This is a genomic window from Actinacidiphila glaucinigra, assembly GCF_900188405.1.
GTDB lineage: Bacteria > Actinomycetota > Actinomycetes > Streptomycetales > Streptomycetaceae > Actinacidiphila > Actinacidiphila glaucinigra.
In genome coordinates this window covers 160,832-172,841 of the sequence record NZ_FZOF01000020.1, presented here as the reverse complement: position 1 = coordinate 172,841, position 12,010 = coordinate 160,832, and the positions used below count along the sequence as shown (strand labels likewise).

Below are 12,010 nucleotides of genomic sequence, written 5' to 3'. Positions count from 1 at the left end.
CGCACCGCCGCACACCCCGCGTCGATCGCCGCGAACACGTACTTCGGCTGGAAGTGGATGTCCGCGATCACCGGGATCTGCGACTTCCTCGCGATCTGCGCCAGCGCGTCCGCGTCGTCCTGCGACGGGCAGGCCACACGGACGATCTGGCAGCCGGACGCCGTCAGTTCGGCGATCTGCTGCAGCGTCGCGTTGACGTCGGCGGTGAGCGTGGTCGTCATCGACTGGACCGAGACGGGGGCGTCGCCGCCCACCGCCACCGGCCCGACCTGGATGCGCCGCGAACGGCGGCGCTCCGCGAGTGGCCGGGCCGGCACGGACGGCAGGCCGAGCGCGACGGGCTCGACAGCTTTCATCGCGACGTCACTTCCCGCGGTTGCCGGTGACGGTCTCCCGGGTCGCCCTGATGGACTCCTTGAGGGAGGTCATCGTGGCCAGGACGGCGGTCGGCTCGTAGCCGCAGTGCGCCATGCAGTTGGCGCACCGCGGATCCTTGCCGCGGCCGTACTTGCTCCAGTCGGTGTCCTCGACGAGCTCCTTGTACGTGGTCACGTAACCGTCGCTCATCAGGTAGCAGGGGCGCTGCCAGCCGAACAGGGAGTAGTTGGGAATCGCCCAGGCGGTGCACGGGAAGTCGACCTTGCCCTCGAGGAAGTCCAGGAAGAGAGGGCTGTGGTTGAGCCGCCACTTCTTCCGGTTGCCGCCCGAGAAGGCCTTCTTGAACAGTTCGCGGGTCTGTTCCACGCCGAGGAAGTGCTCCTGGTCGGGAGCCTTCTCGTAGGCGTAGGCCGGCGAGATCATCATCTCGTCGACCTGCAGGTCGTCATTGAGGAAGTTGAGGACCTCGATGATGGTCTGCGGGGTGTCGGTGTTGAAGAAGGTCGAGTTGGTGGTGACCCGGAAACCGCGCCGCTTGGCCTCCTTGATCGCCTCGACCGCCTCGTCGAAGACTCCTTCCTTCGCGACCGACTCGTCGTGCCGCTCGCGCAGTCCGTCGATGTGCACGGCGAACGCGAAGTAGGGCGAGGGTGTGAAGTTCTCCAGCTTCTTGCGCAGCAGCATGGCGTTGGTGCAGAGGAAGACGTACTTCCTCTTCGCCACCAGCTGCCGCACGATCTCGTCGATCTGCGGGTGCATCAGCGGTTCGCCGCCGGCGATCGAGACCATCGGTGCGCCCGATTCCAGGACGGCGCCCACGGCCTGTGCCACCGGCATGCGCTGCTTCAGCACTCCCGCCGGGTGCTGGATCTTCCCGCAGCCCTCGCATTTCAGGTTGCAGGCGAAAAGCGGCTCGAGTTCGACGATGAGAGGGAACTTCTCACGCCTGCGGAGCATTTTCTGTTCGAAGAGGTAGGTGCCGACCCTGATGGACTGTCGAAGCGGCATGGCCATCTAGCTCACCTCCAGGGGAGCGCAGTAGAGCGGTGCCAATCGAGAAAGGCAGGAAGAAGGTCCCTCAGCACGCGGAAAGCGGTGATCCCCGTGCGGAGCGTGCCGACCCGCACGAGCTCGAACTCGGGCGTGTCGACGACCACGCGGGCCGCGGCGACCGGGCGTGGACCCCGGGCGAGCGCGGCCCGCATCATCGCCGCCGACTCCATGTCGACGGCGACGGCACCGGTGGCCCGGAGCGCCGCCCGCTCCGGGCCCCGTACGACGTGGTCCGACTCCGCGAGCCGGCCCACGTGCACGGTGTGTCCCGCCGCCTTGAGGGCGGCGGCGAGTGATTCCCCGTCGGGCGGCTCGTCGGCGACGACCACGTCGCCCGGCCGCATCCCGGGGGCCAGACCGGCGCAGAAGCCGGTGGTGAGGACCGCCGCACCGTCCAGGGCGGGATCGCGCAGCGCGGCGGTGACGGCGCGTTCCGCGGCCTGCGGCCCCATGCCCGTGCGCACGAAGGCGACCGGGCCGGCCGCGTGGCTGCGGTCGCCGCCGCGAAGGGCGAACCGTTCCACCCGCAGCGCGCAGACGATGACCAGGGCTGGGCCGGACGGCCCCATCAGGCCCCCTTCCGTAGCCCGCCGAACGGCTCCCCGCGCACGTAGCGCCCGAGCGCGGTGAGCGGGAAGACCATCCGGTAGAGGTGGTAGTTGATGGAGAAGTCCCTGGGGAAGCCGGTGCCGGTGAAGTACGGCTCGTCCCAGGACCCGTCCTCGTTCTGGGTCCCGGCCAGCCAGCGCACCCCGCGCCGTACCGCCTCCCCCTCGCGTTCGCCGGCCGCCAGCAGGGCCAGCAGCGCCCAGGCCGTCTGGGAGGCCGTGGACTCGCCGCGGCCGGCCCACTCGGCCAAGGAGTACGAGCGCAGGTCCTCGCCCCAGCCCCCGTCCTCGTTCTGCACGGACTCCAGCCAGCCCACCGCCCGCCGGATCGCGGGGTGGGCCGCCGGGAGGCCGGCCGCCACGAGGGCCGGGACCACCGACCCGGTGCCGTAGATGTAGTTGACGCCCCAGCGGCCGAACCAGGCACCGCTGCGCTCCTGTTCGGCGAGCAGCCAGTCGATCCCGCGCCGGGTGTGCGGGGCGTGCTCCAGGCCGAGGGCGGCCAGCATCTCGACCACGTGGGCCGTGACGTCGGCCGACGGCGGGTCGATGACCTCGCCGAAGTCGCAGAAGGGCAGCCGGTTGGGGAAGGCGCTGGTGTTGTCGGCGTCGAAGGCGCCCCAGGCGCCGTTCTTCGACTGCATCCCGACGTTCCAGCGCACCCCCCGGTCGACCGAGGCCTTCACCCGCTCCGGCTCCGGGTGGTCGACCCTGATCAGGGCGAGGACGACCTCCGCGGTGTCGTCGATGTCGGGGTAGGTGTCGTTCTGGAACTCGAACGCCCAGCCGCCCGAGGGCAGCCCGGGCCGTTGCACGGCCCAGTCCCCGGACTTGGTGATCTGCTCTCCCAGCATCCAGTCCACCGCCTTGACCAGCGCGGGGTCGTCGGCGGGCACACCCGCGTCGGCCAGCGCGATGGTGGCGAGGCAGGTGTCCCAGACCGGGGACTGGCACGCCTCGATCATCCGCGTGTCCTTGTCCGGCCAGACCGCGAACTCGTCGAGCGCCTTGAGTCCGGCGCGCAGCACGGGGTGGTCGAGGTCGTAGCCGAGCAGGTGGAGCGCGATGACGGAGTACACGGCGGGCGGCTGGATGCCGCCGAAGCAGCCGTCGTTCTCCTGGCGTTCGATGATCCAGCGCGCCGCCGAGCGCATCGCGGCCCGCCGCAGCGGACGGACGCTGACCTTGCGGTAGGCGTGCAGGGCCCGGTCGAGCCGCTGGAAGAACCCGTCCCAGCTGGACAGCGGCGCCCGCGGGACCGGCGGGTTGGGCCGCGCGGGGTCGGTGTGCAGCTCGTCGAGGACGAACGGGGCGGGCCGTACCGGCCGGTGGGCGGCGACGATGGTGAGCGGCACGATGGTCTGCCGGGCCCAGCTGGCGAAGGAGTAGATGTTGAGCGGGACCCACTTGGGCAGGTAGATGAGCTCGGGCGGCAGCTCCGGGAGGTCGTCCCAGCGCCACCAGCCGAACAGCGCGAGCCAGATCCGGGTGAAGACCCGGCACCGGGCGATGCCGCCCCGCTCGCGCACGAAGGCCGACGCGGCGGCCATCCACGGCTCCTCCGGGGCGTCTCCCGCGAGCCGCAGCGCGACGTAGGCCTCGACGGTGGCCGACAGGTCGCCGGGCCCGCCGTGGAAGGTGGGCCAGGCGCCGTCCTCACGCTGCTGGGACCTGATCCAGCGGCCGGCGGCCCCGGTGACCGTCTCGTCCTGGATGCCGAGGAACTGACGGAGCAGCAGGTCCTCGGCGTCCATCGTGACGTTGGTCTCGAGGTCGCCCTTCCACCAGCCGTCAGGATGCTGGCGGGCCAGCAGGTGGCCGGTGGCCCGGCGCGCGGCCTCGGCCGCGAGCTCCTCGGTCCGGCCGGAGAGGCCGCCGGTCCCGGGACCTGACGCCGGCTCCGGGATCGCGCCCGAGGTCTTCGTTCTGGCCGAGGGTGTCCCGCGGGCCGCCTCGCCCCCGGGACCGCCGTCGGTCGTCGCTGTCATGGCTTCCCCTTTGCACAGTCGTTCCGTCTGCGGTGTTGGGGCTGCCGTCGGCCGTCACGCGCGCCCGGCCGGCGACGTACTGCGCTCCAGTTGTGTCTTTACTTCTCGCGAACCACCACGAAATCCGCCAGACCCACGAGCTTACGGCGAACTTCTCCCGGCATGTCCATTTTGTCGAGTGCGGCGATCGCGGTGGCGTACTGCCGGCGGGCTTCCCGGGAAGTCCACTCCCGGCCGCCGGCTTCTTCGATCAACGCCGCGCGTGTGGCGAACTCTTCCTCGTCGAAGGACTCGATGTCGCTGCGTTCCGACGAATCCGCGGCCTTCGCGTCCGCGGCCAGGAGTTCGGCGAGGCGCCGCGAGGCGGAGCCGCCCGCGGCCAGCGCGGCGACCACCGGCAGGGACTTCTTGCGCTGCCGCAGGTCGCTCCAGGTCTGCTTGCCGGTGGCGGCCGGGTCGCCCCAGATGCCCAGCAGGTCGTCGATGGCCTGGAACGACAGACCGAGGTGGTAGCCGTACTCCTCCAGGGCGTCGGCGTCGGCCTCGGAGGCGCCGCCGAGCACCGCGCCGATGGAGCAGGCGCAGGCCAGGAGGGCGCCGGTCTTGTTGCCCTCCATCTCCAGGCACTCCTCGACGGTGACCCGCTCGCGGTGCTCGAAGGAGATGTCCTGGGCCTGACCGTCGATCAGCTTGCGGGTCGCGGTGGTGATCCGGCGGGTGGCCCGGCCGGCCTCGACGGTGCCCTGCTCCAGCAGGATCTCGTTGGCGAGGGCGAAGAGCGCGTCGCCGACCAGGATGGCCTGGGCGGGGCCGTGCACCTTCCAGACGGTGTCGCGGTGGCGGCGCTGCTCGTCACCGTCCATCAGGTCGTCGTGCAGCAGGGAGAAGTTGTGCACCAGCTCCACGGCGACCGCCCCGGGGACGCCCACCTCCGGAGCGGCGCCCGCCGCCTCGGCGGACAGCAGGGCGAGTGCGGGACGTACGGCCTTGCCGCTGTCGCCGTGGGACGGGTTGCCCGCGGCGTCGATCCATCCGAAGTGGTAGGCGGCGACGGTGTCCATCGGGGGTGCGAGGCGGTCCACGGCGGCGCGCAGCACCGGCGTGGACAGCTCGCGGCCGCGCTCCAGGAGCGCGGTCACGGTCGCTCTGTCGACGCCCGCGGTCATCTGCTCGTTGCCAGCGGTCACATTCTCTCCTCTGATTGCACTGGTCATGCTCATACCGGCTCCAGGCCTTCGATTGCGAAGGTACGTGGGTCGAAGGGATGGCGGAGTGCGGTCAAAGCTGCTCGGGAGGCTTGCAAACCGCTGCGGACCGCGCTTTCCATCGTCGCGGGCCAGCCGGTGGCGGTCCAGGCGCCGGCGAGCCAGACGCCGTCCGCCCGGGTGCGGGCACCCGGGCGGAGGGCGCCGACACCGGGGAGGGGCGCGAAGGTCGCGGTCCGTTCCCTGGTGACGAAGAAGTCCAGTACGGCGGCTTCGCGCGCGACCGGGAGCAGCCGCTCCAGCTCCGGCAGGTAGCGCTTTCGCAGCTCGGCCACCGGGAGGTCGATCTCCTCCTGGGCCGCCGACTGGGACAGGGCGACGTACTGGCCGCCGCCGGTGAGTCCGGAGTGCTCCGTGCGGTCGAAGACCCACTGCACGGGGCTGCCGAGGGCGGCGAAGAACGGCTGCCGCATGACCTGGCGGTCGTACACGACGTGCACGTTGAGGATCGGCGCGGTGCCGATGCGCAGCAGCGCGTCCTGGTCGGCCAGGGCGCCCGCGGGGAGCAGCCCGTGGGCCTCCTGCTGGGGCACGGCCAGGACGACCGTGTCCGCCGTGAAGCGCTCGGCGCGTCCGGGTCCGGTCTCGGCCTCGACCTCCCAGACCGGTCCGCCGCCCCCGGGGCCGCCGTCGCCGGACCGTACCGGCTCGGACGCGTCCGTGCGGGTGAGCGAGGTGGCGCGGGTGCGCAGCAGGGTGCGCACGCCCGCCTTGTCCAGGGCGGTGCGGGCGCGGTCGTCGTGCAGCTCGCCGAGCGGCCGGGCGGCCCAGCCGATGTCCGCGGCGCCCGGGGCGGAGAGCAGGCCGGTCTTGAAGACCTTGGCGGCCAGGCCCAGTGACGCCTCGTCGGCCGTGGCGTTGAGCGTGGCCACGCCGACCAGGTCCCACAGCGCCTCGATGGTGCGGGCCGACTGGCCGTGCTCGCGCAGCCAGGTGCCGAAGTCCACGTCGTCGAGCGCCGGGTCGGCGGGGTCGAGCGAGCGCAGCGCGAGCGCGGCGCGCCCGACGGACGCCCGCTCGGCCAGGGAGAGATGCGGGTACGTGGCCAGGCTCGCGGCCAGGTGCAGCGGTACGGGCAGCCCCGCGCGGCGCAGCCGGCCGAGCCGGGGCCGCGGGGTCGCCACGTCGAGTACCGGTACGTCGAGCCGGTCCTGGAGGGTGACGAGGTCGGCCGCGTCGATGCGCTCAAGGAACCGCAGGTAGGCGACGCAGCAGCGCAGGAAGACGTGCTGCCCGTTGTCGACGGTCAGGTCGCCGCGCTGGAAGGAGAAGGCGAGCCCGCCCAGCCGGGGCCGGGCCTCGAGCAGGGTGACGCGCAGTCCGGCGTCGGCCAGTGCCAGTGCCGCCGTCGTCCCCGCGAGCCCGCCGCCGATCACGACGGCCGTTCGCTCAGCCATGCGCCCTCCCCCGGGTGCCGCCGCGCGTGGCGCGGCGCACCATTGCCGACAGTGACGCCGCCGGCACGGCGGCGGTTGCCTCACGGCGGCGGAAAACAGTGGTTTTCCGCGATGCTGCCGCTCCCGTGCCGGTTGCGGTGCTTTTGCCGGTGCGGGTGAAGGGGCCCGCGGCCGGTGGCGCGGGTGTCACACGCGCCTCCTGGCGGCACGTCGGGCGTCGAGACCGGCGAGGCCGCGCGCCGCGACGTACGCCTTCTGGTGGCCGGGCAGCGAGACCCGGCCGCGCAGGACGGCCTCGGGATCGGCGGCGATGCGTTCCAGGAGGCGGCGGTAGATGCCGGCCATGGCCGAGACGCAGGCGCCGCTGCGGCGGTCCAGCATCGGCAGCAGCCGGTACCCCTCGGCGAACAGGGCGCGGGCCCGCTTCACCTCGTACTCGATCAGGCCCGCGAAGTCGGACCCGGGCGGCGGGGTGTCGGTGAGGAACCCGGCGGAACAGCCGAACTTCGCGAGGTCGTCCGCGGGCAGGTAGGTGCGCCCGTTGGCGGCGTCCTCGCGCAGGTCCCGCAGGATGTTGGTGAGTTGCAGGGCGAGGCCCAGGGTGTCCGCGTACTCCGCCGCGCGCTCCCGGCCGGGTGCGCCGGGCGCGGTGCCGAAGACGCCGAGCGAGAGCCTGCCGATGGCGCCGGCGACGCAACGGCAGTAGGACGCGAGGTCCTCCCACGTCTCGTAGGTGTCACCGCGCAGGTCCATCTGGACGCCGTCGATCAGTTCCTCCAGCCCGCCGAGCGGGATCGGGAAGCGGCGGCCGGCGTCGGCGAGCGCGACGGCCACCGGGTCGGTGTCGTCCTCGGTGACGGCGCCCTCCTGGACCCGGGTGAGCAGGTCCCGGGTGCCGTCGAGCCGCCGCTGCTTCTCCGGGAGGTCGAGGTCGCCGTCGCCGATGTCGTCCACCCGCCGGGAGAAGGCGTAGAGGGCGGACATCGCCTGGCGTTTGGGGGTGGGCAGCAGCCGGATGCCGTAGGCGAAGTTCCTTGCCTCGTGGCCGGTGACGACCTCGCAGTAGCGGTAGGCCGCGAGCACAGGTCCGGACATGCGATCGGAGCCGTTCACAGTCCGGCTCACCCCTCTCTTCGCAATGTCGACCCCACCTCGCGCAGCAGGCTCAACCTGCCCGCCTTGGGCGGCCCGGGCAGCACGTCGTACCCCGCGTCCGCGATCGCCCGCAGGGCGGCGCGGCCTCCTCCGGCGAACCCGGCGAGCAACAGCCTGAGCCTGCCGTGGACGCTACCCACCAACGGGGTGCCTTCATTCAGGAGGTCTCGGGCGCGTTCCGCTTCGTACGCAACCAGTGCGCGCACCTGTGCGCCCGCGGTCGCGGCGGTGAGATCGGTTTCGGTGACGCCGAAGCGCTTCATGTCCTCGGCGGGCAGGTAGATGCGGTCGCGGCCGAGGTCCTCGGCCACGTCCTGGAGGTGTTCGATGATCTGCAGCGCGGTGCAGATCGCGTCCGAGCGGCGGATCCGCTCGGGTGTCGCCGTGCCGGTGATGCCGAGCACGAGGCGGCCGACCGGGTTCGCCGACAGCTCGCAGTAGGCGAGGAGGTCCTCGTAGGTGGCGTAGCGGCGGACGACCTGGTCCTGGCGGTTGGCCTCGACCAGGCCGAGGAAGGGGGCCGGCGTCAGGCCGTGCCGCCGGACGGTGGGCCGCAGCGCGCGGAGCAGCGGGTGGCGGACGTCGTCGGGGCCGTCGCCGAAGACCCGGCGCAGGTCCGCCTCGAAGGCGTCGAGCATGGCGAGGCGGTCCTCGGCCGCCTCCGCGGGCAGCCCCAGCCGCACGGCGTCCGTGCGGCCGCCGTCGGCCAGGTCCCCGTCGCCGATGTCGTCGACGAGCCGGGCGAAGCCGTAGACCGCCATCAGGTCGGCGCGCCAGGAGCGGGGTACGAAGAAGGGCGCGACGGGGAAGTTCTCGCGGGCCGCCTTGTCGAGGACGGCACGTGAATGGGGGTCCGGCACCGTGATCGCCCGAGTCTCGGGCTTGAATCCGGTCACCGTGGACATCCCGGCGTGCGGGCGGTGGGCGTTTTCTCCCCAGGGGTCCACAGAGCCATTTCCGTCACATCCCCCGTTCTACACCGATAGCCCATTACACCCAATTTCGGACACGCCGCTCCTATAATTCCTGCTCCCGGCTGTCCCCGCACCCGACCGGCTCTCCGGACGTATCGCCCGAGATCCGGCGATTGAGTACCGCTACAGCTTACGGCGCGGATCCGCTCCGGCGTGCGCCGGGGGGCGGACCTATGCCGATCCGAAAGCAGGAACGCACAAACCTCGGGTTCGCGTCCCCGGTGTCTCGCAAAATCCCGGGAAAATCATCGGCCCCATTCGCCCCGCGAACCGCGCGCCGCGGATGCGCCGGGCGCGCGCCCACTCACTTGGCGTATCCGTACCGGGCCCGGACGGCGTTCCGCGGGACGGGGGGCGCGACCGGCGCGGGAGCGCGGCCGAACGGCGCGCGGAGGTGGGTGAGTTCGCCGGGCCGCCGGGCCCGGGCGCACGCCGGTGCGCCCTGCGGGCTCGCCTCCGACCGCAGGCATGCGCCGGCCCGCGCACCCGGTCGGGAGCGCGGGCCGGTCCGCGGGGTCACTTGGCGGTGAACTCCTCGTACGCCTTCAGGACGACGGCCGTCGGGCCGTCCATGCGCAGTTCGCCCTTCTCCAGCCAGAGCACGCGGTCGCAGGTGTCGCGGATCGACTTGTTGTTGTGGCTGACCAGGAAGACGGTGCCGGCCTCCTTGCGCAGCTCGCGGATCCGCGCCTCCGAGCGCTTCTGGAAGGAGCGGTCGCCGGTGGCGAGCGCCTCGTCGATCATGAGCACGTCGTGGCTCTTGGCCGCGGCGATCGAGAACCGCAGGCGGGCCGCCATGCCGGAGGAGTAGGTCCGCATCGGGAGCGAGATGAAGTCGCCCTTCTCGTTGATCCCGGAGAACTCGACGATCTGCTCGTAGCGCTCCCGCACCTCGTCCTGCGACATGCCCATGGCGAGGCCGCCGAGGATGACGTTCCGCTCGCCGGTCAGGTCGTTCATCAGGGCGGCGTTCACGCCGAGCAGCGAGGGCTGGCCCTCGGTGAAGACCCTGCCGCTCTCGGCGGGCAGCAGGCCGGCGATGGCGCGCAGCATGGTCGACTTGCCCGAGCCGTTGGAACCGATCAGGCCGATCGCCTCGCCGCGGTAGGCGGTGAAGCTCACGCCGCGCACGGCGTGCACCTTGCGGACGTTCGGGTTGCCGCCCTTGCGGGTGACCAGCCGGGACAGGGCGCCGACGGCGCTGCCCTTGCCCGAGCCGGCGCCGTGCACCCGGTACACGATGTGCAGGTCGTCCACGATCACGGTGGGGACGCGCTCGCCGCCCGGGGCGGTGTCGTTGTGCTCAGCCACGGCCGTACCTCTCCTCGGCCTTCCAGAAGTAGACGAAGCCCCCGACGCCCATGACCACGGCCCAGCCCAGCGCCAGCGCCCACACGTGCGGGGGCAGCTGCTCCGAGGTGAAGCTCTCGATCAGGGCGAAGCGCATCAGGTCGATGTAGACGGCCGCCGGGTTGACGTCCAGGGCGATCTTGACCACGGCCGGTGCGTGCGCCGCGAAGTGGCTGATGCTGTACATGACACCGGATGCGTACATCCAGGTGCGCAGGATGAACGGCATCAGCTGCGCGAGGTCGGTCATCTTGCTGCCGAGCCGGGCCATGACCAGTGCCAGGCCGGCGTTGAAGACGCACTGCAGGACGAGCGCGGGCGCCACGAGCAGCCAGGACGGGCCCGGCACTTCGCCGGTCATCAGCACGATCGCCAGCAGCACGAACATCGACATCAGCAGCTGCTGGAGCTGCACCAGGGTGAAGGCGATCGGCAGGCTCGCCCGCGGGAAGTGCAGCGCGCGGATCAGCCCGAGGTTGCCCGAGACGGCGCGCACCCCCGCGAGCACCGAGGACTGGGTGAAGGTGAAGATGAAGACGCCGGTGACCAGGAAGGCGATGAAGTTGTCGACACCGCGGTCGGTGCCCAGCAGCAGGCCGAAGATGAAGTAGTAGACGGCCGCGTTGAGCAGCGGCGTCAGCACCTGCCACAGCTGGCCCAGCCGGGCCTGGGTGTACTGCGCCGACACGCGGGCCCGGGCGAACGCCGAGATGAAGTGACGGCGGCTCCACAGCTGCCGTACGTACTCGGCGAGGCCCGGCCGGGCGCCGCTGACGGACAGGCCGTACTTGGCTGCCAGCTGGGACGGCGTGAGGCCGCCGCCCGCCGGGGGCACAGGGCCCACGGCGACCGCACCGTCGTGCGTTGTCTCGCTCACAGTTGACACTTTCGTCCTCTTGGCGCGCCTGGGGCCCTGCCCGTCGCGCGGGGTCACTCTCGTCCGAGCTTGTCAGATGATCGGGGGTCGCCCCAGTCGGGTGAGGCGCCACACCGTCCGCCACCGCATGGGCCGGCGCGTGCCGCTCGGGGCCGTCCAGCCCTCCTTGAAACCGCCGAACCACGCCCTCAGCGCGGGGCCCGAGGGTCTGCGCAGCAGGGTCAGCAGCATCCACACGCCGAGGTAGACGGGGACCAGGGTCCACGGCAGGTTGCGGCGGGCCAGCCACACGCGGTTGCGGGCCACCATGCGGTGGTAGACCGCGTGCCGACTCGGGGCGGTCAGCGGGTGGAACAGCACCATGTCGGCGCGGTAGTCGATCATCCAGCCCGCGTCGAGGGCCCGCCAGGCGAGGTCGGTCTCCTCGTGGGCGTAGAAGAACTCGCCGGGCAGGCCGCCGACCTCCCGGAAGACCTCCGTGCGGACCGCGTTGGCGCCGCCGAGGAAGGTTGTGACGCGCGAGGAGCGCAGGGGGTCGGAGGCCCGCAGCCGGGGGACGTGGCGGCGCTGGGTGCTCCCGGACTCCGGATCGGCGATCCGGAAGCTGACGATGCCGAGCGCGGGGTCCGCGGCGAAGGCCTCACGGACCAGCTCCGCGGTGTCCTCGTTCGGCAGCAGCCCGTCGTCGTCCAGGAACAGCAGCACGTCGACCTCGCCGCCATCGGGGCCGAAGGCCTCGATGCCGACGTTGCGGCCGCCGGGGATGCCCAGGTTCTCGGGCAGCTCGACGGTCCGCACGCCGGGGGGCAGCTCGGGCAGCGGCGACCCGTTGCCGACCACGGCGATCTCGATCGCCGAGCCGCGCTGCTTGGCGACCGAGTCCAGCAGGTCGCGCAGCTCCTCGGGGCGGTTGCCCATGGTGATGATCACCGCGCCGAGGCGGATCGTTCCGGCCGACGTCCCCA

11 protein-coding genes are annotated in these 12,010 nt (G+C 72.0%); all 11 read right to left on the bottom strand.

Annotated features, from left to right (window positions below):
- The coding region (locus tag CHF15_RS30545) for a flavodoxin-dependent (E)-4-hydroxy-3-methylbut-2-enyl-diphosphate synthase (RefSeq protein WP_179280036.1) at positions 1-356 on the bottom strand (356 nt) is incomplete at its 3' end.
- Between the two features lie 7 nt (positions 357-363).
- Complete coding sequence (hpnH, locus tag CHF15_RS30540) at positions 364-1,392, bottom strand: adenosyl-hopene transferase HpnH (protein WP_089227129.1); 1,029 nt, start codon at positions 1,390-1,392, stop codon at positions 364-366.
- A gap of 5 nt (positions 1,393-1,397) precedes the next feature.
- Positions 1,398-2,000, bottom strand: a complete 603-nt coding sequence (locus CHF15_RS30535) for a phosphorylase family protein (RefSeq protein WP_089227128.1) — start codon at positions 1,998-2,000, stop codon at positions 1,398-1,400.
- Entirely contained in the window at positions 2,000-4,027 is a 2,028-nt protein-coding gene (shc, locus tag CHF15_RS30530; RefSeq protein ID WP_089227127.1) for a squalene--hopene cyclase, read from the bottom strand. Before shc ends, CHF15_RS30535 begins: the two co-directional genes overlap by 1 nt.
- 98 nt (positions 4,028-4,125) lie before the next feature.
- Positions 4,126-5,247 (bottom strand): polyprenyl synthetase family protein, encoded by a 1,122-nt coding sequence (locus CHF15_RS30525; RefSeq protein ID WP_179280035.1) that lies wholly within the window; start codon positions 5,245-5,247, stop codon positions 4,126-4,128.
- Positions 5,244-6,689: a hydroxysqualene dehydroxylase HpnE gene (gene hpnE / locus CHF15_RS30520; RefSeq protein ID WP_089227125.1), complete on the bottom strand. Its 1,446-nt coding sequence runs from the start codon at positions 6,687-6,689 to the stop codon at positions 5,244-5,246. Before hpnE ends, CHF15_RS30525 begins: the two co-directional genes overlap by 4 nt.
- Positions 6,690-6,875: 186 nt before the next feature.
- Positions 6,876-7,784 carry a presqualene diphosphate synthase HpnD gene (hpnD, locus tag CHF15_RS30515; protein WP_089227124.1) on the bottom strand — a complete coding sequence of 303 codons (909 nt, stop codon included), beginning with the start codon at positions 7,782-7,784 and terminating at the stop codon, positions 6,876-6,878.
- A 26-nt stretch (positions 7,785-7,810) separates the two neighbouring features.
- Entirely contained in the window at positions 7,811-8,740 is a 930-nt protein-coding gene (gene hpnC / locus CHF15_RS30510) for a squalene synthase HpnC (protein ID WP_378355778.1), read from the bottom strand.
- Between the two features lie 594 nt (positions 8,741-9,334).
- A complete protein-coding gene (locus CHF15_RS30500; protein WP_089227121.1) occupies positions 9,335-10,129 on the bottom strand; it encodes an ABC transporter ATP-binding protein in 795 nt (264 codons plus the stop codon).
- Complete coding sequence (locus tag CHF15_RS30495; protein WP_089227120.1) at positions 10,122-11,045, bottom strand: ABC transporter permease; 924 nt, start codon at positions 11,043-11,045, stop codon at positions 10,122-10,124. The genes CHF15_RS30500 and CHF15_RS30495 overlap by 8 nt, the downstream gene beginning before the upstream one ends.
- 72 nt (positions 11,046-11,117) lie before the next feature.
- Entirely contained in the window at positions 11,118-11,963 is an 846-nt protein-coding gene (locus tag CHF15_RS30490; protein WP_179280038.1) for a glycosyltransferase family 2 protein, read from the bottom strand.
- Positions 11,964-12,010 lie beyond the last annotated feature (47 nt).

Bases quoted from the DNA above. Each gene is read 5' to 3' on its own strand.
- hpnH (WP_089227129.1), bottom strand. From the start codon at position 1,392: ATGGCCATGCCGCTTCGACAGTCCATCAGGGTCGGCACCTACCTCTTC.
- CHF15_RS30535 (WP_089227128.1), bottom strand. From the start codon at position 2,000: ATGGGGCCGTCCGGCCCAGCCCTGGTCATCGTCTGCGCGCTGCGGGTG.
- shc (WP_089227127.1), bottom strand. From the start codon at position 4,027: ATGACAGCGACGACCGACGGCGGTCCCGGGGGCGAGGCGGCCCGCGGG.
- CHF15_RS30525 (WP_179280035.1), bottom strand. From the start codon at position 5,247: ATGAGCATGACCAGTGCAATCAGAGGAGAGAATGTGACCGCTGGCAAC.
- hpnE (WP_089227125.1), bottom strand. From the start codon at position 6,689: ATGGCTGAGCGAACGGCCGTCGTGATCGGCGGCGGGCTCGCGGGGACG.
- hpnD (WP_089227124.1), bottom strand. From the start codon at position 7,784: ATGTCCGGACCTGTGCTCGCGGCCTACCGCTACTGCGAGGTCGTCACC.
- CHF15_RS30490 (WP_179280038.1), bottom strand. From the start codon at position 11,963: ATGGGCAACCGCCCCGAGGAGCTGCGCGACCTGCTGGACTCGGTCGCC.